This window comes from Actinomadura rupiterrae (genome assembly GCF_024172125.1).
GTDB classification, from domain to species: domain Bacteria; phylum Actinomycetota; class Actinomycetes; order Streptosporangiales; family Streptosporangiaceae; genus Spirillospora; species Spirillospora rupiterrae.
Window position 1 is genome coordinate 1 of record NZ_JAMZEA010000009.1, and the last position, 23,256, is coordinate 23,256.

At 73.7% G+C, this 23,256-nt stretch carries 19 protein-coding genes; 9 read left to right on the forward strand and 10 right to left on the reverse strand.

The window, feature by feature from the left end; translation table 11 throughout:
* The 4 genes from FHU30_RS30230 to FHU30_RS30245 form a co-directional block, all read right to left on the reverse strand.
* The coding region (locus FHU30_RS30230) for a GNAT family N-acetyltransferase (RefSeq protein ID WP_253880382.1) at nucleotides 1–592 on the reverse strand (592 nt) is incomplete at its 3' end.
* Between the two features lie 256 nt (nucleotides 593–848).
* Entirely contained in the window at nucleotides 849–1,829 is a 981-nt protein-coding gene (meaB, locus tag FHU30_RS30235) for a methylmalonyl Co-A mutase-associated GTPase MeaB (protein WP_253880383.1), read from the reverse strand.
* Nucleotides 1,826–4,108 (reverse strand): methylmalonyl-CoA mutase, encoded by a 2,283-nt coding sequence (gene scpA, locus FHU30_RS30240; RefSeq protein WP_253880384.1) that lies wholly within the window; start codon nucleotides 4,106–4,108, stop codon nucleotides 1,826–1,828. Before scpA ends, meaB begins: the two co-directional genes overlap by 4 nt.
* Nucleotides 4,105–5,925 carry a methylmalonyl-CoA mutase family protein gene (locus FHU30_RS30245; RefSeq protein ID WP_253880385.1) on the reverse strand — a complete coding sequence of 607 codons (1,821 nt, stop codon included), beginning with the start codon at nucleotides 5,923–5,925 and terminating at the stop codon, nucleotides 4,105–4,107. The genes scpA and FHU30_RS30245 overlap by 4 nt, the downstream gene beginning before the upstream one ends.
* Nucleotides 5,926–6,168: 243 nt before the next feature.
* On the opposite strand from FHU30_RS30245, the gene FHU30_RS30250 reads away from it, so the two are divergent.
* Entirely contained in the window at nucleotides 6,169–7,272 is a 1,104-nt protein-coding gene (locus FHU30_RS30250) for a carboxylate-amine ligase (protein ID WP_253880386.1), read from the forward strand.
* Nucleotides 7,273–7,429: 157 nt separating this feature from the next.
* Here FHU30_RS30250 and FHU30_RS30255 read toward each other — a convergent pair whose 3' ends face one another.
* Nucleotides 7,430–7,852 carry a hypothetical protein gene (locus tag FHU30_RS30255; protein ID WP_253880387.1) on the reverse strand — a complete coding sequence of 141 codons (423 nt, stop codon included), beginning with the start codon at nucleotides 7,850–7,852 and terminating at the stop codon, nucleotides 7,430–7,432.
* A 208-nt stretch (nucleotides 7,853–8,060) separates the two neighbouring features.
* Here FHU30_RS30255 and FHU30_RS30260 point away from each other — a divergent pair, with 208 nt between their 5' ends.
* The 3 genes from FHU30_RS30260 to FHU30_RS30270 are packed head-to-tail and all read left to right on the forward strand — an operon-like array spanning nucleotide 8,061 to nucleotide 11,238.
* Nucleotides 8,061–8,840, forward strand: coding sequence for a polysaccharide deacetylase family protein (locus tag FHU30_RS30260; protein WP_253880388.1), 780 nt, complete (start codon nucleotides 8,061–8,063; stop codon nucleotides 8,838–8,840).
* On the forward strand, nucleotides 8,837–10,003 hold the full coding sequence (locus tag FHU30_RS30265) for a YncE family protein (protein WP_253880389.1): 1,167 nt from the start codon (nucleotides 8,837–8,839) through the stop codon (nucleotides 10,001–10,003). Before FHU30_RS30260 ends, FHU30_RS30265 begins: the two co-directional genes overlap by 4 nt.
* Nucleotides 10,004–10,029: 26 nt before the next feature.
* Nucleotides 10,030–11,238, forward strand: a complete 1,209-nt coding sequence (locus FHU30_RS30270) for an alpha/beta hydrolase (RefSeq protein ID WP_253880390.1) — start codon at nucleotides 10,030–10,032, stop codon at nucleotides 11,236–11,238.
* Nucleotides 11,239–11,386: 148 nt separating this feature from the next.
* Here the strand turns inward: FHU30_RS30270 and FHU30_RS46450 are convergent, their stop codons facing one another.
* The 3 genes from FHU30_RS46450 to FHU30_RS30290 form a co-directional block, all read right to left on the reverse strand.
* Nucleotides 11,387–12,721 (reverse strand): glycosyltransferase family 4 protein, encoded by a 1,335-nt coding sequence (locus FHU30_RS46450; RefSeq protein ID WP_301323888.1) that lies wholly within the window; start codon nucleotides 12,719–12,721, stop codon nucleotides 11,387–11,389.
* A gap of 162 nt (nucleotides 12,722–12,883) precedes the next feature.
* Nucleotides 12,884–14,131: a L,D-transpeptidase gene (locus FHU30_RS30285; protein WP_253880391.1), complete on the reverse strand. Its 1,248-nt coding sequence runs from the start codon at nucleotides 14,129–14,131 to the stop codon at nucleotides 12,884–12,886.
* Between the two features lie 107 nt (nucleotides 14,132–14,238).
* Nucleotides 14,239–15,426, reverse strand: a complete 1,188-nt coding sequence (locus FHU30_RS30290; protein WP_253880392.1) for a L,D-transpeptidase — start codon at nucleotides 15,424–15,426, stop codon at nucleotides 14,239–14,241.
* Between the two features lie 214 nt (nucleotides 15,427–15,640).
* Here FHU30_RS30290 and FHU30_RS30295 point away from each other — a divergent pair, with 214 nt between their 5' ends.
* A complete protein-coding gene (locus FHU30_RS30295) occupies nucleotides 15,641–16,111 on the forward strand; it encodes an SCP2 sterol-binding domain-containing protein (RefSeq protein WP_253880393.1) in 471 nt (156 codons plus the stop codon).
* A gap of 133 nt (nucleotides 16,112–16,244) precedes the next feature.
* On the opposite strand, the gene FHU30_RS30300 is transcribed toward FHU30_RS30295, so the two are convergent.
* Nucleotides 16,245–17,171, reverse strand: a complete 927-nt coding sequence (locus FHU30_RS30300; RefSeq protein WP_253880394.1) for a LysR family transcriptional regulator — start codon at nucleotides 17,169–17,171, stop codon at nucleotides 16,245–16,247.
* Between the two features lie 165 nt (nucleotides 17,172–17,336).
* Between FHU30_RS30300 and FHU30_RS30305 the strand changes: the two genes are divergently transcribed.
* Both FHU30_RS30305 and FHU30_RS30310 read left to right on the forward strand, forming a co-directional pair.
* Entirely contained in the window at nucleotides 17,337–18,671 is a 1,335-nt protein-coding gene (locus tag FHU30_RS30305) for a pyridoxal phosphate-dependent aminotransferase (protein WP_253880395.1), read from the forward strand.
* A 216-nt stretch (nucleotides 18,672–18,887) separates the two neighbouring features.
* The gene (locus FHU30_RS30310) at nucleotides 18,888–19,460 is read left to right on the forward strand and encodes a hypothetical protein (protein WP_253880396.1); all 573 of its coding nucleotides are present in this window, start codon (nucleotides 18,888–18,890) and stop codon (nucleotides 19,458–19,460) included.
* 45 nt (nucleotides 19,461–19,505) lie between these two features.
* On the opposite strand, the gene FHU30_RS30315 is transcribed toward FHU30_RS30310, so the two are convergent.
* Nucleotides 19,506–21,107 carry a Na+/H+ antiporter gene (locus tag FHU30_RS30315; protein ID WP_253880397.1) on the reverse strand — a complete coding sequence of 534 codons (1,602 nt, stop codon included), beginning with the start codon at nucleotides 21,105–21,107 and terminating at the stop codon, nucleotides 19,506–19,508.
* Nucleotides 21,108–21,486: 379 nt separating this feature from the next.
* Between FHU30_RS30315 and FHU30_RS30320 the strand changes: the two genes are divergently transcribed.
* Together FHU30_RS30320 and FHU30_RS30325 are read left to right on the forward strand one after the other, a co-directional pair.
* On the forward strand, nucleotides 21,487–22,053 hold the full coding sequence (locus FHU30_RS30320; protein WP_253880398.1) for a CGNR zinc finger domain-containing protein: 567 nt from the start codon (nucleotides 21,487–21,489) through the stop codon (nucleotides 22,051–22,053).
* A gap of 108 nt (nucleotides 22,054–22,161) precedes the next feature.
* Nucleotides 22,162–23,199: a GDP-mannose 4,6-dehydratase gene (locus FHU30_RS30325; protein WP_253880874.1), complete on the forward strand. Its 1,038-nt coding sequence runs from the start codon at nucleotides 22,162–22,164 to the stop codon at nucleotides 23,197–23,199.
* The last annotated feature ends 57 nt before the right edge of the window (nucleotides 23,200–23,256 follow it).

Below are 23,256 nucleotides of genomic sequence, written 5' to 3' on the forward strand. Positions count from 1 at the left end.
TACTCGCGAGGTCGGCCATGGCGTGCTTGGCCTTGGCCAGCGCGTCGGCGAACCCGTCCGGGACGACGCCGCGCCAGCGGAGCAGCTCGTAACCGGTGGGCCCGTTCGCCAGCAGCTCGTCCACCCGGCCGGGCGGCAGGTCCGACAGGCGCAGCAGCAGGCCCTGGAGGGTGAGCACGAGCCGGAAGCCCTGCGCCTCCAGGAACCCGACCGCGGGCGGGCGCGCGAGCACCTGGGCGATCACGCTGGTGCGGCCGTCGGCGCGCAGGCCGTCGGCGGCGGCGGCGAGGAGGCGCGCGGCGACGCCGTGCCGCCGGTGCGCCGGGTGGACGCGGATGTCGATCTCGCCCGGGCGGTCGGCTCCGGGCTCGCCGGGCAGCCGCAGCGCGGCGACGCCGACCATGGCCGGTCCGGACATCGCGGCCCAGAGCCGCTGCCGGGAGCCCTGCTCGGGGCCGAGCAGGCGGGCGGCGGTCTGGTGCGGCTGCGGCGCCGGGTCGCCGTCGGGCTCGGCGGCGTGCACCGCGGCCAGGACGGCGTGCCAGCCGCGGATCTGCGGGTCCGTCGGATCATCGAGCGCGATGACGTCCATCAGGACTTTGTACCGGATCCGGGCGTCGCGCGAGCCGGACGCGACCCAACCGATACGACACGGCCGGAACCCGGCGCGCGCTTCGGCCCGATCTCACCTGTCCCGTCCCCCAGCGCGGCCTGTCCCGTCCTCCAGCGCGGCCTGTCCTGTCCCTCCAGCGCGGCCTGTCCCGTCCTCCAGCGCCGCCCGTCCGTCCCCCGGCGCAGCCGGTCCCGTCCCCCAGCGCCGCCGGTCCTGTCCCCTGGCGGTGTCCGGGTCAGCGGTCGAAGGCGCGCAGGATGCGGTCGGCGGCCAGCGCGGGGGTGAGGGTTCCGGCGGTCACCTCGGCCTCCAGGTCCGGCGCGATCTCGCGCACGGCCGGGTGCGCATGCAGTTCGGCGAGGAGCCGGTCCCGGACCATGGCCCAGGTCCAGCGCACCTGCTGCGCGCGGCGGCGCCGGTCCAGCTCGCCCGAGGCGGCGAGCCGGTCCTGGTGGGCGACCAGCGCGTCCCAGACCTGGTCGAGGCCGGTGTTCTCGATGGCGCTGCAGGTCAGGACGGGGGTGTCGTGGGCGCGTTCCTCGCTGCGCAGCAGCCGCAGCGCCCCGGCCAGCTCCCGCGCGGCGCGCTTGGCCTCCATCGCGTGCGGGCCGTCGGCCTTGTTCACGGCGATGACGTCGGCCAGTTCCAGGACGCCCTTCTTGATGCCCTGGAGCTGGTCGCCGGTCCGGGCGAGGGTGAGGAACAGGAAGGTGTCCACCATCTCGGCGACCGTGGTCTCCGACTGCCCGACGCCGACCGTCTCGACCAGGACGACGTCGTACCCGGCGGCCTCCATGACGACCATCGCCTCGCGGGTGGCCTTGGCGACGCCGCCGAGCGTCCCGGCGGTCGGGGACGGCCGGATGAACGCGGCCGGGTCGACGGCCAGCCGGTTCATGCGCGTCTTGTCGCCCAGGATCGACCCGCCGGACCGGGTGGACGACGGGTCCACCGCGAGCACCGCGACGCGGTGGCCCGCCCCGGTCAGGTTCGTCCCGAGCGCATCGATGAAGGTGGACTTGCCGACGCCCGGAACGCCGGTGATGCCGATCCGGCGCGCCTTGCCCGTGAACGGCGTCAGCTCGACCAGCAGCCGCTGGGCGAGGTCGCGGTGGTCCGGGCGGGACGACTCGACCAGCGTGATCGCGCGGGCGATCCACGCGCGCGAGCCGTCCCGGACGCCGGTGACGTAGTCCTCGAGCGCCGCAGGGCTCACCCGTCCGACCCCGGCTCCGCGCGCTCCGCCCCTTCGCGGCCGGCCTCAGCGCGGCCGGCCTCTCCGCGCTCCGGCGCTTCGGCGGACAGGTCGGTGTGGCCCAGGTTCGCGGCCAGGTCGCGGAGCAGGTCCTGCGCGGCGTCGGCCAGGACGGTGCCGGGCGGGAAGATCGCCGCGGCGCCGGCGGCACGCAGCTCGGCGAAGTCCTGCGGCGGGATGACCCCGCCGACGACGATCATGATGTCGTCGCGGCCCAGCGCGGCCAGCTCGGCGCGCAGCGCCGGGACGAGCGTCAGGTGCCCGGCGGCCAGCGAGTTGACCCCGACGACGTGCACGTCCGCCTCGACCGCCTGCCGGGCGACCTCGGCCGGGGTCTGGAACAGCGGGCCCACGTCGACGTCGAAGCCGAGGTCGGCGAAGCCGGTCGCGATGACCTTCTGGCCGCGGTCGTGGCCGTCCTGCCCCATCTTGGCGACCAGGATGCGCGGCCGCCGCCCCTCGGCCTCCTCGAACGCGGCCGTCAGGGCGCGCGCCTTCTCGATCGCCGACACCCGGCCCGCCTCTTCCCGGTACACACCGGAGATCGTACGGATCTGCGCGGAGTGCCGTCCGTAGGCCCGCTCCAGCGCGTCGGAGATCTCCCCGACGGTGGCCTTGGCGCGGGCCGCGTCGATGGCCAGCGCGAGCAGGTTCTCGTCCAGTCCGGAGCCGCGGGTGCCCGCCTCGGCAGCGGACGCGGCGCGGGTCAGCGCGTCCAGCGCGGTGCGCACGTCGTCGCCCGAGCGCTCGGCGCGCAGCCGCTGCAGCTTGTCGAGCTGCTGCGCGCGGACGGAGGCGTTGTCGACCTTCAGCACCTCGATGTCCTGGTCGGCGTCCGGACGGTACTTGTTCACGCCGATCACCGGCTGGCGGCCGGAGTCGATGCGCGCCTGCGTCCGCGCCGCGGCCTCCTCGATGCGCAGCTTGGGCAGGCCCTCGTCGATCGCGCGGGCCATGCCGCCGGCGCGCTCGACCTCCTCGATGTGGCCCCAGGCGCGGCGCGCGAGGTCGTAGGTGAGCCGCTCGACGTAGGCCGAGCCGCCCCACGGGTCGATCGTGCGGGTCGTCCCGGACTCCTGCTGGAGCAGCAGCTGGGTGTTGCGGGCGATCCGCGCGGAGAAGTCGGTCGGCAGGGCCAGGGCCTCGTCCAGCGCGTTGGTGTGGAGCGACTGGGTGTGGCCCTGCGTGGCGGCCATCGCCTCGATGCAGGTGCGGGCGACGTTGTTGTAGACGTCCTGCGCGGTCAGGGACCAGCCGGACGTCTGGGAGTGCGTCCGCAGCGACAGCGACTTGGGGTTCTCTGGGCCGAACCCCTTCACCAGCTTCGCCCACAGCAGCCGCGCCGCGCGCAGCTTGGCGACCTCCATGAAGAAGTTCATCCCGATCGCCCAGAAGAACGACAGCCGCGGCGCGAACGCGTCGATCGACAGGCCCGCGTCGCGGCCGGCGCGGATGTACTCGACGCCGTCGGCGAGGGTGTAGGCCAGCTCCAGGTCGGCGGTGGCCCCGGCCTCCTGGATGTGGTAGCCGGAGATCGAGATGGAGTTGAACTTCGGCATCCGCCGCGAGGTGAACGCGAAGATGTCGGAGATGATCCGCATGGACGGCGCGGGCGGGTAGATGTAGGTGTTGCGGACCATGAACTCCTTGAGGATGTCGTTCTGGATGGTCCCGGCCAGCGCCTCGGGCGCCACGCCCTGCTCCTCGGCGGCCACGATGTACAGGGCCATGACCGGCAGCACCGCGCCGTTCATGGTCATCGACACCGACATCCGGTCCAGCGGGATGCCGTCGAACAGCTGCCGCATGTCGTAGATCGAGTCGATCGCGACGCCCGCCATGCCGACGTCCCCGGCGACGCGCGGGTGGTCGGAGTCGTAGCCGCGGTGGGTGGCCAGGTCGAACGCGACCGACAGGCCCTTCTGCCCGGCGGCGAGGTTGCGCCGGTAGAACGCGTTGGACTCGCTCGCGGTGGAGAAGCCCGCGTACTGGCGGACCGTCCACGGCTGGGTGGCGTACATCGCCGGGTAGGGGCCGCGCAGGTAGGGCGCGATGCCCGGCAGGGTGTGCAGGAAGTCCAGTTCGGCCAGGTCGTCGCCGGTATAGAGGGACGGGACGGCGATGCCCTCGGGGGTGTCCCACACCGAGGCCTCGTCACCGGCGGCCGAGCGCCAGCGCTTGGCGGCCTCGTCGGCGGTGACCGGCGCGCCGAGGTCGATCTCGGAGAAGTCGGGGATCATCGGTTCACTCCCAGATCGGTGAGGGTGGTCGTGAGGACCTCCACCGCGTCGCATCCGGCGAAGATCCGCGCGTCGACTCCGTCGAAGGCGCCCTTACCCGCGAGCCATACTTTTACCGCTCCGGCGTCGCGCAGCGCGCGGGCGGCGTCCGCCGCGTCCTGCTCGTACACCTTGTCGGACGAGCACAGGCACGCGATCGTCGCGCCGGACGCGGCGAACTCCTCCGGCGGGCCGCTGACGGTCTCGACGCCGCCCGCCTGGAACAGGTTGGCGGCGAAGGACGCGCGGGCGGTGTGCGCGGCGACCGGGCCGAGGGTGGCAAGGAAGACCCGCGGGCGCGCGCCGGTGGCGGCGAGGTGGGCGTCGGAGCGTTCCCTCAGGGCCTCGAAGTCCTGCCCGTAGGTGACCACCGGCAGCCCGCCGCCGTTCGGAGCGGCAGGGGCGGGCTCGCGGACGGGCAGCTCCTCGGCGAGGTTCGGGAACTCGCTGAGACCGGTCAGCGGGGCCTTCCGCCGGGCGATGTCGCGGCGGCGGCGCTCCCAGGTCTCCCCCACGCGCCGCGCGACCAGCCCGGACGCCAGCGCCGCGGCGAGCCCGCCCGCCTTCTCGATCTCGGTGAACCAGCTCCACGCGGCCTGGGCCAGGTCCTCGGTGAGGCGCTCGACGTACCAGGAGCCGCCCGCCGGGTCGACCACGCGCGCCAGGCTCGACTCCTCCAGCAGCAGCGTCTGGGTGTTGCGGGCGATGCGCCGGGAGAAGTCCTCGGCCAGGCCGAGGCGGGCGTCGAACGGCTGGACGGTGACCGCGTCCGCGCCGCCGACCCCGGCCGCGAACGCCGCGACCGTGGTGCGCAGCATGTTCACCCACGGGTCGTGCCGGGTCATCATCGCCGAGGACGTGACGGCGTGGATCCGCGCGTCCGTCCCGTCCGAGGCGCCGGAGACCTCGGCGACGCGCTGCCAGAGCCGGCGCGCGGCGCGCAGCTTGGCGATCGAGGCGAACTGGTCGGCGTTGACGGCGAACCGGAACTCGATCTGCCCGAACGCCTCGTCCACGCTCAGCCCGGCATCGGTGAGGACGCGCAGGTAGGCGACCCCGGCGGCGACGGCCGCGCCGAGCTCGTCGGCGTCGCCGCCGCCCGCGTCGTGGTACGGCGTCGCATCGACGGTGAAGGCGCGCACCTTCGGGAACTCCCGGACGCACCGGATCGCCAGCACCGCCACATCGTCCAGGACGGCCGGGACGCCGGTCCGGGCGGCCAGGCCGAGCGGGTCGGCGCCCAGGTTCCCGGACGGCTCGGTGCCGCGCTCGGCGGCGAGCGACAGGAACGCCTCGGCGGCCTCGCCGGTCTCCGCGCCCGCGTCCAGGACGACCGGCGCCATGTGCAGGTGGACGTCCCGCAGCACCTCCGGCAGCGCCGGAACCGGGATGCCGCCCGCGCCGAGCGTCAGCCACACCGAGGTCGCGCCGTTCTCCAGGTCGGCGAGGATCGCCGCGCGCGTCGTCTCGGGGTCGGGGTCGCCGTGCCGCTGGCGGACGTCCCAGCCCGCGAGGCCCTCGCCGTCCGGCCTGACCTCGCGCACGCGCGGGGCGAGCCCGGGGCGTCCGGGGGCGGAGTCCTCGGCGGTGTAGAGCGCGGCGATAGGAACGCCGTCGTAGGTCTCGTGGGCGAGCAGCCCTTCGATCTCGTCGAGGGGGGTGTCCTCGGACGCCGCGCCGGTCTTGCGCAGCACCCCCTTCACCATCTCCCGCCACCGGTCGCGCTCGGCCGGGGGGAAGGCGGCGGCCAGTTCGAGTTCTTCAGGCGGCACCGTCATGGCAGGGATGGTAGGCGAGCACTTGCACCCCGCGGACGACCGGGGTGCCCGCAAGTCCGCGTCCGGTACCCCAGATTCGTCCGGCCCGAACCCGTACCGCGGCGGGGTTGACACCTCCCTGACCGCACCCCGACCCCGGGGGTGCAACCGGACGGTCCGGCACGTACCGTCGAGGTGACCGTCCGAGCTCGGCGGGGCCGCAGCAGGGCCGCGCCGCGCCGGCCCCGGCACCGAGGTGGTGGGATGGCCCCCAGGTTCGGCATCGAGGAAGAGTACTTCGTCGTCGATCCCCGTTCCCGGCAGGTGGTGCCGCGCGCCGGCCGGGTCGTGGCGCGCGCGGCGGGCAGCCTCGGCGAGCGCGCCTCCACCGAGCTGGTGTGCTTCCTGGCCGAGGCCAAGACGCCCCCGTGCGACGACCTGGACAAGCTGGCCGAGCAGATCCGCGCGATGCGGGCGGCGATGGCCGACGCGGCGCGCGCCGAGGGCCTGATGCTGGTCGCGACGGGCACGCCCGTCCTTGGCGACCTGCTGCCGCCGCCGATCAGCCCTGGTCCGCGCTACGCCGACAGCCTGGCCACCTACCGCGCGCTGGACGACGAGCAGTGCATCTGCTCCTGCCACGTGCACGTGGAGATGCCCGACCGGTCCCGAGCGGTGCAGGTCAGCAACCATCTGCGGCCGTGGCTGCCGACGCTGCTGGCGATGACCGCCAACTCGCCGTTCTGGGCGGGCCGCGACACCGGGCACGCGTGCTGGCGGGTGATGTCGTGGGCGCGCTGGCCGGTGGCCGGTCCACCGCCGCTGTTCGAGTCGCTGGCGCACTACGAGGAACTGGTCGGCACGCTGCTCGCCTGCGGCGCGCTGATGGACGCCGCGACGGTGTTCTGGGACGTCCGGCCCTCGTCCCGGCTGCCGACGCTGGAGGTGCGGCTGGCCGACGTGGCGCTGACCGCCGAGGAGGCCGCGCTGTTCGCCGCGCTCGTCCGGGCGCTGGCGCAGGTCGCGCTCGCGGCGGCCGAGGACGGCGCCGACCCGCCCGCGCCGTCCCAGGAGATGCTGCGCGCCGCCTACTGGCTGGCGGCCCGCGACGGCCTGGCCGGCAACGGGATGGACGTTCGAACGGGCCGTCCGGCGCGGTTCACCGACCTGGCGGCCGGGCTGCTCGACCACGCCCGGCCCGCCCTGGACGACGCGGGCGACTTCGACCGGGTCGCGGCGGGCCTGGACCGGCTGATCGCCGGCGGCACCGGCGCGGACCGGCAGCGCCGCGTCCACCGGCGCAATGGCCGGCTCGCCGACGTCGTGGACGCGGCGGCCCTGTCCTGCGGCCCCGGCGGGCGCGGCTGAGAGGACGAAGCGGCCGGACCGGAGAGGGAGCGGCCGCTACGGAAAAGGGAGCGGCGCGGCCCCGGCAGGCCGCGCCGCTCCCGTCCGTGGCCCGCACCCGGCTCGGCGCGGGCCGATCACTCAGTACGGGCCGATCAACTCAGCAAGGGCGGGCCGGTCACTCCGGCGAGTGGATGGTGACGCCGCTGCGGGTGCAGGACGTCCCCTTCGGCGCGGTCGTGTGGTGGCAGACCCAGCCGCTGAACGACGCCGACCCCGTGGCGGTCTTCTTCTGGGCGTAGATGCCGAACACCTTCTCGGCGTGGGCGCAGCTGATCCGGCCCGCCTTCACGGTGACCGTGCCGCACTTGGTGCCCGGGCCGACCAGCGGCCCGTCCGACGGAGTGGTCTTGCCCGGCTTGGTCGGCCCGGTCGCCGGACCGCTCGGCGTGCCGGACGGCCCGCCGCTGTCGGACGGCGAGGCGCTCGGCGAGCCGGAGTCGGACGGCGAGGGCGCCGCGGTCTTCTTGCCGCCGCCCCCGCAGGCGGTGAGGAGCAGCGCCGTGGCCACCGCTCCGATGGCGAGTACTGGCTTGTGCATGAGGTAACCCCTGCCTCCCGATTCCCCCGGGATCGCGATCAGTCGGGCGCACGCAGGGTCCGCAGTAGAGCACAGCAAAGGTTAGTAATGGGTTAAGCACCGGGGCGGCGCGGCGAGTGGCGGACGGAGCCCGCGGGCCACGACGTGGACACGCGGCGGAATCGGACGTTAACCGAGCGCTCATCCGGAGGTCCGTACGCTGGCTCGCGTGACGGTGCAGCGACGCAGCATCCTGGGCGTGGCAGCGGGAGCGCTGGCCACCGGTTTCGCCGCCGCGTGCGGCGCGCACGGGCGCCGGGCGGCGTCCGCGTCCCCTTCTCCTCCGCCCTCGGCCGACCCGACGTCCGGCCCGTCCGGCCCTGCCGCGCCGACCGGGCCGGTGCACGTGGCCGGGGAGATCACGCACGGCCCGCGCCGGGTCCCGCAGGTCGCGCTGACCTTCCACGGCGCGGGCGACCCCGGGCTGGCGCGACGGCTGCTCGCCGAGTTCGCCAAGGGCGGCGCGGCGGTGACGGTCCTCGCGGTCGGGACGTGGCTGGACGAGCAGCCCGACACCGCCCGCGCGATCGTCGCGGCCGGGCACGAGCTCGGCAACCACACCCTCAGCCACGGCGACATCACCGCGATGACGCCCGAACGCGCCTACGCGGAGATCGCGGGCTGCGCGGACCGGCTGCGCAAGCTCACCGGGTCGCCGGGACGCTGGTTCCGTCCATCGCAGACGCAGCACGCGTCCAAAACGGTCCGCACGCAGGCGGCCCGCGCCGGGTACCACTCGTGCCTGTCCTACGACCTGGACTCGCTGGACAACACCGACCCGGGCGCGGACGCCGTCACCGGTACCGTCCTCGGCAAGATCGCCAACGGGTCGATCGTGAGCATGCACCTCGGCCACGCCGGAACGGTCCGCGCCATGCCCGCCATCCTGGACGGCCTGGGGCGCCGGGGCTTGAAACCCGTCACCGTCTCGACTCTGCTGGCCTCATGAGCGGATCACCCCTGGCGGGGCGCGTCGCCGCGCTCTGCCTTGCCCTGGTTGCCGCTTCGGGGCTCGCGGCGTGCGGCGGCTCCGACCACCATGGTGGCGACCACGCCGGGCATGGCAGGGCCGCTCCGCCGATGCCGCCGCCGCCCTCGTCCAAGGAGAGCGCCAACGGCACCGACGTGTACGAGCACGACCGGCCCGGCATGCTCAGCCCCGCCGTGAAGGACATGCCAGCCCGCGTCTACGTCCCCGACACCAAGAGCGACGACGTGATCGTCCTGGACCAGAACACCTTCAAGCAGGTGGACCGGTTCAAGGTCGGCAGGCTGCCGCAGCACGTCGTCCCGTCCTGGGACCTGACGACGCTCTGGGTCAATGACAACGACTCCAACGACCTCGTCCCGATCGACCCGCGTACGGGCAAGCACGGGAAACCCGTCCACGTGGACGATCCGTACAACCTCTACTTCACGCCGGACGGGAAATACGCGGTCGTCATGGCCGAGCGGAACGAGCGGATCGACTTCCGCGACGCGCACACCATGAAGCTGGTCAAGTCGGTGAAGGTGCCGTGCCGGGGCCCCAACCACGCGGACTTCTCGGCCTCGGGCGACTTCTTCCTCACCGCCTGCGAGTTCTCCGGCGACGTCCTGCGGATCGACACCGCCGGGCAGCGCCTGACCGGCATGCTCTCGCTGACGCATCACGCGATGCCGCAGGACGTGAAACTGTCACCGGACGGTCGTACGTTCTACGTGGCGGACATGGCGACGAACGGGGTGTGGGCCATCGACGCCCGGAGTTTCCGGAAAACCGGGTTCATCCCGACCGGAAAGGGCGCGCACGGCCTGTACGTCAGCAGGGACTCGAAAGTGCTGTACGTCTCGAACCGAGGGGAGGGGTCGGTCTCGCTGGTCGCGTTCGGCTCCGGCCGGGTCGAACGCACCTGGCGGCTGCCCGGCGGCGGCTCGCCCGACATGGGCGGCGTTTCCGCGGACGGGAGGGTGCTCTGGCTGTCAGGACGGTACGACGGGGTCGTCTACGCGATCTCGACCGTTGACGGGAGGATGATCCGAAAGATTAGGGTCGGTGCAGGACCGCACGGTTTGTGCGTCTATCCTCAGCCGGGCCGTTACTCCCTGGGGCACACGGGGGTACTGCGCTAGTCACAAAACGGGGATCGGGGATCGGCATGATCGGGCCGCAGAACATTCTGGTGTTCCTGCTGTTGCTACTGGGATTCGTCGCGGCCACCTGGTGGCAGTACCGGACCGGCAACGTCGCGCTGCGCGTCGTCGCGGCGTTCTGCGCCTTCCTCACCGCCGCGCTGTTCGGGATCGCCGCCGTCAACCGCTACTACGGCTACTACCAGGGCTGGACCGACATCTACCGCGACGTGGCCGACGACTCCAGCGGCAACGGGCACGGCGTCCCCGAGGTGAAGGCCTTCAGCGCCGGGTTCCCCAACGCGCACGGGCAGACCGTGGCGGGCGGGCGGCTGGTGAACGTCCGGATGAACGGCCGCGCCAGCGGGCTGGTCCGCCAGGTGCTGGTCTACCTGCCGCCGCAGTACTTCGACCCGGCCTACTCCTCCTACCGGTTCCCGGCCGTGGAGCTGCTGCACGGCTCCCCCGGCACCCCCACCGACTGGACCCGGCACATCCCCGCTCCGCAGACGCTCGCGCTGGCCGTCCGGGAGCACCGCGCCGACCCGGCCGTGCTGGTCATGCCCGACATCAGCGGCGGGCGGCGGCTGTCCGGGCAGTGCCTGAACGCCAAGGACGGCCCGCAGGACGAGACGTTCCTCACCCGCGACGTCCCTGACTACGTCTCCGGGACGCTGCGGGTCCGGCCGCCCGGCGACGGCTGGGGCCTGGCCGGGTACTCCGAGGGCGGCTACTGCGTGGCGAACCTCGCCCTCCGGCACACCCGCACCTACGGCGTGGCGGCCGTGCTGAGCGGCTACTTCCAGCCGCTGCCCACCAACCGGACCCCGGCGGGACGCCGCGACCCGTTCGCCGGCGACCAGAAGGCCCGCGACCAGAACACCCCGATGCGGGCGCTGGAGCGCATGTCCGCGGGCGCGCACCTGCCGCTGTTCTGGCTGGCCTCCGGCTCGGAGGCGGCGGGCGACACCACCGCGGCCCGCGGTTTCGTGGCGCTGCTGCGCGAGCACCGGCAGGTCGCGCCGCTCACGGTGCTGAAGGGCAGCGGCCACGACTTCCGGACGTGGCGCAACGCGCTGCGCCCGATGTTCCAGTGGATGACCGAGCACCTCAAGGGCGGGACGGGCACCGGTCCCGCGCCGTCGCCGACCCGCCAGCCGCGCGCCGGCGGCGACCGCCTCACCGGCCAGACCCCCGCCACCCACCGCCCCCGCACCGCCCTTTCCCGCCACTGATCCCCGGGTCCGGCCGTCGCTGACGCTGAGCCGCCGGTGTTCTTGACCTGCTGCTTTCCCTGACCGGCGGCCTGTCCCGGCCGACCGCCGCCTCTGGCGCGGGCGGCCCTGACCGGCCGTGGGCCTTGCCTCAGCGCCGACCCTGGCGTCAGGGGCGGTGGAGGAGGTCGTCCAGGAGGTGGGACCAGAGCGGGCCGATGCGGTCCAGGCGGTAGGCGTCGGTGCTGGCGGGCGCGGCCTTGCCGAGCCGGTCGCGCAGGTCGCGGTCCGACAGGACGCGGTCGAGCGCGGAGGTGAGGGCGTCCACGTCGCGGGCCGGGACGAGCAGGCCGTCCACGCCGTCCTCGATCATCTCGGCGGGGCCGGCCGGGCAGTCGAACGCGACGACCGCGAGGCCCTTGCTCATCGCCTCCAGCAGCACCAGCGGCATGCCCTCCATCCGGGACGACAGCACGTAGACCGAGGCGTGCTCCAGCGCCTCGCCCATGTCGGTGCGCGGCAGCAGCTCGATCCGGTCGCCGACGTCCAGCTCGGCGATCTGCTTGCGGAGGCGTTCCTCACGGGCGCCGCCGCCGTGGATCCGCAACGTCCAGTCCGGGTACTTCTCCGCGAGCGGCGCGTACGCCTTGATCAGCAGGTCGAAGCCCTTCGCGCGGACGAAGCGCCCGGCGGCCAGCACGACCGGCTCGTCCCGCTGGGACGGGCCGCCACGCAGCTCGGTCAGCGCGTTCGGGATCGTGACGATCCGGACCGGCGTGCCCGCCAGGGCCTCGGCGAACCCGGCGCGGGAGGCGGCGGTGAGGGTGGTGAGCGCGGTCAGCCGCCCGTACCGCCGGACGATCTCGGCGCGCAGGGCGGGCCGGTATCCGGGCAGGTGGCGGTGGTCCTGCCCGATCGTGATGACGCCCTTCGGGGCCAGCTCGGCGAGCAGCAGGTTCAGCGACGGGCGCGTACCGACCAGCACGTCGGCGGGCCGGGACCGGACGGCGCGGACGAGCCGCAGGTCCGTCCAGAGGTTCATGTCGCGGAAGGCGGCGTCCTCCAGCGGGGTCAGCACGCTCGGCAGGCGGCGCAGCACGCGGCGCGCCCAGCGCGCGACGGGCCCGCGCGGCGGGGTGAGCCGGTCGTCGGCGACGCTGACCCGGACGCCGTCAGGGACGGGGAAGAACGGGTCCTCCCGCCACCGGAGCACGCTGACGATCTCGACGTCGTGGTCCTCGGCGAGGTGAGCACAGGTGGTGAGGACGGTCCGGATCGTCCCGCCGGTGCCGTTGGCGTGCTGGAGCAGCACGCGCACGACGGGGCGTCCGGCGCGGGCGGGCGCGGGCCGTCCGCGCGCGGTCAGGCGCAGCAGCGCGAACGCCAGCCGCCGCAGGCCCCGGTGCGCGGCGCGCCCCGGATCCTTCAGCCGTGCCCTCAGCTTCCTGCGCCGCTTGGCGGCCCCGGCGCCCGCGGGCGCCTTCGCTGCCTGACGTGCCACCATCCGGACCCCCGGTTCCGGGCAGACTCAGTGCTCCCGCGCCCATCCTGGTCGACGGAACGGCCGAACCGAAGGGCTTTCCCGATCCTGGCGCGCCGAATCCGCGTGCGCCGACAGCGCCGTGTCCGCTTATACGGCGAATGCGGCGAAGAGTCGGCCCTCAGCTCAGCCGGTGGTGCTGACCTCCTGGCCGAGCGCGCTGCCGCGCAGCCACTTGGCCCAGGACTGCTGGTAGAAGCCCCAGCCGTTGCTCCACGGCAGGTCCCGGTCGGTGCCGGTGATGACCACCGGGTCGCCGCGGTAGGAGAAGCCGTAGTACCACTCGGCCTTCTCCGGCGGGGAGTTCACGCAGCCGTGGCTGACGTTCTCCTCGCCCTGCGCCCACACGGTGGAGGCCATCGAGTGGATGTACTCGCCGCTGTCGGAGATCCGGACCGCGAACGGGATGACCTCCTTGTAGCCCCCGTGCGCCTTGTCCTCCGGCTTCACGCCCATCCACTCGGACGTCATGATCGCCGGGTTCTCCTTGCCCATGGTCAGGTGGACGCCGCTGGTGGTCTGGTAGACGTCCACCCCGTCGCGGATCATCCCGCCGCGGCCGGCGCTGATGCCCCAGCCGTTGACCTTGACGCCGTTCTTCTTCACCACCAGGCGGTGCGTCTTGGTGTTCACGGTGACCATGTGCGCGTCACCGATCTTGAACGCGCGAGTGAAGTCGTCCACGCCGTAGGTGCGCTTGCCCGCCTTCACGCCGGACAGCCTCGCGGTGAAGGTGACCTTCTGGTTGGCCTGCCAGTACTGGCCGTTCTTGGTGCGGAAGGTGACGTGCGAGTCGTCGATCCACTTCCACGCGCCGACGGCCGGCTTCTCGGACCGGACCTGGAGCGACTTCTCCACGGCCTTGCGGTCGTCCACGTCCCGGTTGAAGGTCACCATGATCGGCATGCCGATGCCGACCTTCTCCCCCGAGTTCGGGGTGACGTCGGTGATCTCCAGTTCGCTGCCGGCCTTGACGGTGCCGAACGCGCTGCTGGCGGTCGCGGTCTTGCCCTTGGGGCTGCGCGCCGACGCCTGCACCTGGTACTGGCTGCCGGGCCGCAGCGTGCGGGACTGCCAGGTGGTCTTGTCCGCCGACATCTCGCCCTCGACGGGCTTGCCCTTGCGGGTGACCACGACCTGGTCCAGCGTGCCGCCGGCGACCTTGACGACCACGCCCGCCTCCGGCGCGGCCTTGCCGTCGCCGTTGCCCGGTGTGATGGTCAGCTGCGGCGACCCCGCCTCGGCCTTGCCGTCCACGTTCGTGCCGCTGTGCTTCTCGCCGCCGCCGCACGCCGCCAGCGCCAGCGCCATCGCGGTCAGCCCCGCGCCCGTCCGCACCCCCGCGGTGAGCGTCCGCCCCACGTCAACCTCCATGCCCCGCCGTATGGGCCAGACATTAGCGACAAATGTGGTTGCCGTGGGGCCTGAGATGGGCATCTCCGGCGTCCGAGATCAAAGCGTTGCCAACCCGGCCGACCGGGTCAGGCGAGCGCGCTGCCCTGCTTCCAGGTGTCGAAGGGCATCTGCCAGAAGCTCCAGCCGTTGTCCCACTCGACCTTGCGGGTGCTGCCGGTCAGGTTGAGGACGTCGCCGCGCTGGGCGTGGTCGTAGTACCAGCGCGCGTTGGCCGGGCTGAGGTTCAGGCAGCCGTGGCTGGTGTTGGCCGAGCCCTGGATGCCGACGTTCCACGGCGCCGAGTGGGTGTACTCGCCGCTGTTGGAGAACCGGACGGCCCAGTCGACGTCGGTCTTGTAGTAGCCGGGGTCGCCGGGCTTGCGTCCCGGGGACACCATCGTCACGTGGCTCTCGCGCTCCATCAGCAGGTGCGCGCCGCTGGTGGTGGTGTACTCGCGGGTGGTGCCGTTACCCGCGCTGAACGGGATGCGGCGCACCTTCCGGCCGTCCCGGTAGACGGTCATCTCGTGCTCGGAGATGTCGCCCTTGGTGATCTGCTCCGCGCCGACCTGCATGGTGGCCGCGGAGTCCTTGGCGCCGTAGACGCCGTTGCCCGCGTCGACCCCGGCCAGCCTGGCGTCGATCTTCACGGTCTGGTGCGGTGCCCAGTAGGTCCTGGTGCGGTAGACGGCCTGGCTGTCGCCGATCCAGCGCCAGGCGCCCTCGACGGGCTTCTCCGGGGTGACGGTCAGCGTGCGCTCGACGGCGGCCTTGGCGGCCTTGCCGGTGACGGCGCGGTTGAAGCGGACGAAGATCGGCATGCCCACGCCGACCTTCTCACCGGACCGGTTGGGCGTGATGTCCACGACCTTCAGCGTCTTGGACGGCTTGAGCGTGCTGAACCGGCTGGTGAACGTGACGGGCTTGCCGTTCCGCTTGCCCTGGGCGGTGACGGTGTAGTCGGTGCCCGGGATGAGCGTCCGGGACGAGCGCCAGCTCTTGCGATCGGCCGAGACCTGCCCCTCGACGGCCTTGCCGCCGCCCTGCAGCGTCACGGCGTCCAGCGTCCCGGCGGAGGTCTTCACCTCGACCGTCCCGTCCGGCTTCACGGCGGTCGCGCCGTTCGCCGGGGTGACGGTCACCGGGTTGGACGACTCGGCGGCCAGCTCGCCGCGCGCGGTCCCCCCGCCACCGCCGCTGCCGCCGCACGCCGACACCAGGACGAGCACCGCCCCCGCCCCCGCGGCGGCCATGCCGAGACGCCCGTTCGCCATGAATTCCCCCCGAATCCCCCAGATGGCATACGAAGGACAAATCTAGACGATTTTGGGACATGCCTGGAACCGCTTTACGGGCCGCCCGACTCCCCCTCGCCGCCACCGCGCGCCCCTGCCGCAGGCGGCACCTGGACCGATCCGGTCGTCCCCCTTGACCCGTATTGGACCCCTCGTTAATAGTGCGGGGACCAGGTCTCACCGAGGAGGCGCCATGGGTGTGCAGATCCCGTCCGACGCTGACGGCTTCAAGCAGATGCTGGAGGCGGTGAGCACCCCGGCCGAGCTGCGGGAGCTGCTGCACGCCGACGGCGTCGACGACAAGGTGGTCGCCGAGTTCGTCCGGGCCGCCGGGGTGGACGACGTGCTCGACCGCATCTTCGGCCTCATGGGCGGCCGGTTCGTCCCGGAGAAGGCGGGCGACGGCGCCGGCAGCGTCCAGTGGAACGTCAAGACCCCCGACGGCCCGCGCACCTACCACCTCGACATCGCCGGCGGCCGCGCGACCGGCGGCCGCGGCGCCCCGGCCAAGCCCACCGTCACCCTCGGCGTCTCCCTGATCAGCCTGCTGCGCCTGTGCACCGGCGAGCTCAACGGCGTCACCGGCGTGATGACCGGCAAGATCAAGATCTCCGGCGACCTGATGTTCGGCGCCAAGATGCAGGGCTGGTTCGACTACTCCTGACCGGCGCCTGCGCACCCGCCGCCCGCCGCCTGCCGCCGGCGCCAGGCCCCGGGGGCACGTTCGGGGCATCTCGAACGCAGCCGCAGGGTCTTCGCCGGGCGCGGTCACGCCCGGGCGATCCGACCCGGGCGGGTCAGGTGTCGGGGAGGGCGGGGGTCGCGTGGCGGGCGGCGGCGTAGAGGGTGCGGAGGGTGACGGCGACGGCGGGGCGGCGGACGCTGGCGGCGCGGGTGACGGCGTAGACCTCGCGGGCCAGCGTGCAGCCGGGGATGCGGCGGACGGCGAGGCCGCGGTTCTCGGCGGCCAGGGCGAGCGCGGGGACGGCGGTGATGCCGAGGCCGCGCTCGACCAGGCTGAGGATGGTGTGCAGGCCCTCGAACTCCCACGGGACCGGGCCGGTGCCGCCGACGTCGGCGAGCAGCCGGTCCACGGCCTGGCGGGACGGCTCGCCGGGCGGGGCCGCCATCCACGGCTCGTCGCGCAGCCTGCGCAGGTCCACCGGGCGCTCCGGGTCGGACAGCTCGTGGCCCGCCGGGACGACCAGCACCAGCGGGTCGCGGCGCAGCCGGAAGACCTCCAGGGACGCGGGGGCCTGGTCGGGCAGCGAGCCGGTCCAGTCGTCCACCAGGGCGATGTCGACCTCCCCGCCGCGGACCTGGTTGACACCGTTGCCGAGGCGGGTCTGGCGTAGCACGAAGGTGAGGCCGGGGTACTCGGCGAGGCCGTGCGCCAGGGCCGGGGCGAAGGCCACGGCGGCGGTCGGGAACGCGGTCACCGCGATCCGGCCCATGGGCGCGCCGGCCTGGGCGGACAGTTCGGCCTCGGCCACTTCCACGAGTCCGAGGATCTCCTCGGCGCGGGCGGCGAGGCGGCGTCCGGCATCGGTCAGCTCGGCGCTGCGGGCGGTGCGGTCGAGCAGCGGGACGCCCGCCTCGCGCTCCAGCGCGGCCAGCTGCTGGGAGACCGCGGAGGCGGTGTAGTCGAGGGCCGCGGCGGTCGCGGCGATGCTGCCGCGGCGGGCGAACTCGGCCAGCAGTTTCAGTCGGCGGACTTCGAGCATAAGCACATCTTACGGTGAGCATCGTCGAGAGGCGCTTGTGGTGATGCTCTGGACGAGCAAGCATGGAGTCGAACCCGGCCGGGTCACTCCCGGGGGTCGCGCCTTCACTCCGCGCATCCCCGCCGAGCACTAACCGAAATCCACTCACTCCGCCCAGGAGCGTTGATGCCTGCCCTCAGTCCGTCCGCCGTCCGGCCGGTCGCCACCACGCCCAGAGCCGTCCCGCTGTCCGCCACGCTCGCCGTCAACGAGGCGCTGGCCCGCCGTGCCCGCGCGGGCCTCCCGGTGCTGCCGCTGGGTTTCGGCGAGGCCGGAATCCCGATCCATCCCGCGCTGACCGCGGCGCTGGCGGAGGCCGCGGGACGGGGCGGGTACGGCCCGGTCGCCGGGTCCGACGAGCTGCGCGAGGCGGTCGCCGGCTACTGGACGCGCCGCGGGATGCCCACCGCGCCCGACCGGATCGTCGCCGGCCCCGGCAGCAAGCCGCTGCTGTTCGCGCTGCTGCTGTCGCTGGGCGGAGCGGTCGCGGTGCCGAAGCCGAGCTGGGTGTCCTACGCCGCGCAGGCGGCGCTGCTGGGCGCCGACCCCGTGCTGATCGCCACCCCGCCGGGCGAGGGCGGTGTGCCCAGCCCCGCGCTGCTCGCCGACGCGTGCGTCAGGGCGCGGGCGGCGGGCCGGCCGCTGCGCGCGGTCGTGGTGACGCTGCCGGACAACCCGACCGGGACGCTCGCCTCGGCCGGAACGGTCCAGCGGCTCTGCGAGGCCGCCCGCGACCACGACCTGGTGATCATCTCGGACGAGATCTACCGCGACCTGCTGCACGACCCGGACGGCTCGGTGCAGAGCCCCGCCCTGTGGGCCCCGGAGCGGACGGTCGTCACCACGGCGCTGAGCAAGAGCCTTGGCGCGGGCGGCTGGCGGCTCGGCGTCGCCCGGCTCCCGGACGGCCCGTTCGGCGCGGAGCTGCGCGACTCGCTCACCGGGATCGCCAGCGAGATCTGGTCCAGCGCGCCCGCGCCCGTCCAGCACGCCGCCGCCTACGCCTTCGGCGAACCGCCGGAACTGGTCGCGCACATCGACGCGAGCCGCCGCCTGCACGCCGCGGTCGTCCGCGCGGTCGGCGAGCGCTTCACCGCCGCCGGGGCGCGCGTCCCCCGCCCCCAGGGCGCGTTCTACCTTTACCCGGACCTCGACCCCGTCCGGGACCGGCTGCGGGCCGTGCACGGCGTGACCACCGGGGCCGGGCTGACCGCCCTGCTGCTGGAGCGGCACGGGGTCGGCGTCCTGCCCGGTTCGGCCTTCGGCGACGACGCCGAGGCGCTGCGGATGCGGGTCGCCCCGAGCCTGCTCTACGGCCCCGACGACGAGCACCGCCTCGCCGCGCTCGCCTCCCCCGACCCGGCGGCGCTGCCCTGGGTCGCGGAGGCGCTCGACCGGCTGTCCGGAGCGCTCGCCGACCTCACCGACGGCGCCCTGGAACCGCTTCCCGAGGTGTGCTGACCGGTTCCGGCCCGTCCCCTGCCCGGCAGCACCGGCCCATCCCGCCGCCATCACGGGATGGGCCGGTTTCCGGTGGTGTAATCTGCGTCGTCGCGTGGGGCAATCGCCGAAAAGCACCAAGTGCGTTCCAAGCACTCCGTGCCGCGATTGCCCGGTGAGAATCCAAGAACCACTGCGATGCCACGGATGTGATCAATGGAGGCGAGGGGGCCCGCCATGAGGCATGCACGGGACGGTGCGGCGGCCGCGATGAACGCCGCTTCCCGAGTGCTCGTAGCCCGGGGCAAGGCCGAGCCCCAGGAGGTGGAGAACCCCGACGTCGCCTGGGGGCAGCGGGCGCGCGACGGGGTGTGGGTCCCCACCAAGGACGGCCAGCGCATCCACATCGGCGTCGACCTGACCGCCGCCGACACCGTCCCGCAGGTGCTGCGGCCGACGCTGCGGGTGTTCGTCGGCGTGGACGTCGACACCGACCTGGTGGCGCAGACCACCGCGCACGGCGTCCGGCTGCTGACCGTGATCCACGGCCCGAACGCGCCGATGGAGTTCCGCTTCCCGATCTCCCTCGCGGACGGGCTGGCGCTGGAGGCGATGCCGTCCGGCGGCTACGACGTGGTGCACCTGCGCTACGGCGCGACGGTCGGCCGCTTCTACAACCCGTGGGCCGGCGACTCGATGTTCCGGCAGATCAAGGCCGACTACGTCCTGGACGGCCAGACCATCACCATGCGCGTGCAGCACGAGGGCGCCACCTACCCGGTCATCGCCGACCCCAACTACGCCCGCTGACCCTCCCCCGGCGCACGTCCCCGCCGCCGGCTCAGGTGGGACGGCTCAGGTGGGACGGCGGAGGGAGACCGGTTCGGCGAAGTCGAGCTCGTTGCCGACCTGGCGGACCGTCGCGGCGCCGATCTTCCCCTTGCGGTAGAGGGTGTTCAGCTTGGCGCGCTGCGCCCGGACCAGCTCGGCCCGCACCCGCTGGCTCCCCGGCGGCTCGCCGCGGTCCTCGCGCCTCCCCTCGCCCTCGCCGCCGTCCTCGTCCATCTCGTCCAGGAAGTACTCGACGCGCTCCAGGCGCAGTTCGAGCATCTGCCGGAAGGTGTCGGCGGTCCGCTCGTCCACCTCGTCCGCCGAGGCCATCTCGTCCAGCCGGACCAGCGCGGCGTTCGCGGCGGCCTGCCGGGCGGTCATCGCCTCGCGCCGCCGCCGGTCGGTCTCGACCAGCCCGAACCGGCGCAGCAGCACCGGCAGCAGCGGCGCCTGCCCGACGAGGGTGACCAGCACCACCAGCGCGGTCAGCAGCACCATCAGCTCGCGGTCGGGGCCCGCGGCGGCGGGGATGGACAGCGCGATGGCGAGCGAGATCGCGCCGCGCATCCCGGCCAGGCCGACGACCAGGCGCTGCCGCCAGCCCACGCCCTCCTGGCTCTGCCTGCCGCCGGGCAGCAGGTCGGCGATCGGGCCGTTGCCCAGCTCCCACACCACCCGGACGCCGATCACGACCACCGAGACCGCCAGCGCGATCCAGGCCACGTCCCACCAGGACTTGCCGCCCGGCTGGTGCAGCAGCTCGCGGATCTCCAGGCCGAGCAGCACGAACAGCGCCGACTCCAGCAGGAACGTCAGGATCCGCCAGAACGTCATGCCCAGCAGCCGGGACGCGGGCTGCAGCAGGCCCTCGCCGTGGGTGCCGAGGTAGAACCCGGACACCACGGCCGCCAGCACCCCGGACGCGCCGAGGCTCTCCGCCGGGACGTAGGCGATGTACGGGGTGATCAGCGACACGATGATCTGGCTGCTCGGATCGGAGATCCACCGCCGCACCCGCCGCACGACCAGCCCGACCGCCAGGCCGTAGGCGACGCCGCCGACCACCACCTGGACGAGCCGGACCACCCCGTGCCCGACCGTGAACGGCGCGTTGATCGCCTCCACGGCGAGGCCGAACACGGTCAGCGCGACACCGTCGTTGATCAGGCTCTCGCCCTCCAGGATCGTCACCAGCCGGGGCGCGGCGCCGAGCCGCTGCATCACCGAGGTCGCGGCGACGGCGTCGGTGGGCGCGACGGCCGCGCCGAGCGCGATCGCGGCGGGCCAGCCGGTGCCGGGCAGCAGCACGTACGCGGTGCCGGCGACGGCGGCGGTGGTGACCAGGGTCAGCCCGACCGCCAGCGCGAAGATCGGGACGGCGTTGGTGCGGGTCTCGCGCGGCGCGGAGAAGAACGCCGCGTGGTACACCAGCGGCGGCAGGAAGCCCAGCAGCACCACCCGCGGCGAGACCGTCACCGTCGGCAGCCCGGGCATGAACCCGGCCGCGATGCCCAGCACCACCAGGAGGATCGCGTCCGGGACGCCGAGCCTGCGGGCCAGCGCGCGGGCCAGCAGCACCACGATCGCCACGACCAGCAGCACGATGAACAGGCGGTCCTCCCCCACGAGAAGATCGTTTCCCGTCCGCCCCCCGGAGTATGCGCCCCCCGCCCCGCCAAGCGCCCGCCGAGGCGCCCTGCAGGCCGAACGGCGGGGTGGGTTGCCGGGCGTCCGGCAGGGGACGGGCGGGGTGGGTGGCGGGGGGCGGGACGGGAGGGGGACGGGGCGCGACGGAGGGATGACCGGAGGGGGGCCGATCGCCGGGCGGGCCGACTAGGGTGGGAGCGCGTCGCGCGTTCCCCCACGGTAAGGTCCGCGCCAGCCGTGGCGACGCGTGTACGCGCCGACCGCGGCGACTCGTGCCGCGCCGACCGCGGCGTGGCGCGTCCTCGCCGGCCCCTGGCGACGGGACGGACCGCCCCCGGTCTCCGAGACTGGAGTGACCGTGATCTTCACTCATGACACCGAGCACGCGCTGACCGCGGTGGTCGATCTCGTCAACACCGCGCCCGCGGCGGCCGGCGAGGAGGGCCTGCCCGACCTCGCCGCGCTGCGCGACCTGCTGCACCGGCACCGCACCAGCGACGTCGGCGAGCTCACCGACCGCGACCTGGAGTTCGTGCGCGGCCTGCGCGACCGCTTCCACGCGGTGTTCCTGGCCGCCGGCGACCCGCCTGCGGCCGTGGCGCTGGTGAACGAGGTGGTCGGCGGCGTCCGCACCACCCCGCACCTGACCGACCACGACGGCTACGACTGGCACGTGCACTTCTTCGCCCCCGGCGCGCCGCTGGGCGAGCACCTGGCGGCCGACTGCGGGATGGCGCTGGCCTACGTCGTCGCCGCCGGGGAGCTGGACCGGCTGCGCACCTGCGAGGCCCCCGACTGCGGGCGCGTCCTGGTGGACCTGTCCCGCAACCGCTGCCGCCGCTACTGCGACAGCCGGACCTGCGGCAACCGCATGCACGTGGCCGCCTACCGGGCCCGCCGCAAGGACGCCCAGGCCCCCGCCTAGGCGAATACCCCGCGAGGTCGCTAACCTCGTGAACCAGAATCTCGTTCATCTCCGGCCCAGGCCGCCAGATGGGCCCCACGAAGACCTTGAGAAGCCTTGGAGGAACCCCTGTCCAGGCGAGCACTGATCACCGGGATCACCGGGCAGGACGGCTCGTACCTCGCCGAGCACCTGCTCGCCGAGGGCTACGAGGTCTGGGGGCTGGTGCGCGGGCAGGCCAACCCGCACGTCGCCCGGCTGCGCAAGCACGTCGGCGACATCAGGATCACCACCGGTGACCTGCTCGACCAGGGCAGCCTGATCTCCGCGGTCGAGCGGGTCCAGCCCGACGAGGTCTACAACCTCGGCGCGATCTCCTACGTCCCGATGTCCTGGCAGCAGGCGGAGCTGACCGCCGAGGTCACCGGCATGGGCGTGCTGCGCGTGCTGGAGGCGATCCGGGTCGTGTCGGGGATCGGCGGGTCCCGCACCCCGTCCCGGGACGAGCAGATCCGCTTCTACCAGGCGTCCTCGTCGGAGATGTTCGGCATGGTCCGGGAGACGCCGCAGAACGAGCGGACCCCGTTCCACCCGCGCAGCCCGTACGGGGTCGCCAAGACCTACGGGCACTACATCACCCAGAACTACCGCGAGTCCTACGGGATGTTCGCGGTCAGCGGCATCCTGTTCAACCACGAGTCGCCGCGCCGCGGCGCGGAGTTCGTCACCCGCAAGGTGACGCTCGGCGCGGCCCGGATCAAGCTCGGGCTGGCGTCGGAGCTGCGGCTGGGCAACCTGGAGGCGCGCCGGGACTGGGGGTTCGCCGGCGACTACGCGCGCGCGATGCGGCTGATGCTGGCGCAGGAGACCCCCGAGGACTACGTGATCGGCACCGGCAAGACCCAGTCGGTGCGGGACCTGGTCGAGTTCGCCTTCCGCACCGCCGGGCTGGACTGGGAGCAGCACGTCGTCCTGGACGAGCGGTACACCCGCCCGGCCGAGGTGGACCTGCTGTGCGCCGACCCGAAGAAGGCCCGCGCGCAGCTCGGCTGGGAGCCGGAGGTGACCTTCGAGGAGCTGGTCACCATGATGGTCGAGTCGGACCTGCGGCTGCTGTCGGGGTCGGCCCGTCCCGAGGACGAGCCGTTCAGCCCCGACCACTGGTGACCACGCCCCCACCGGTGACCGCCCGCCACCGGTGACCGCCCGCCGCCGGTGACCGCC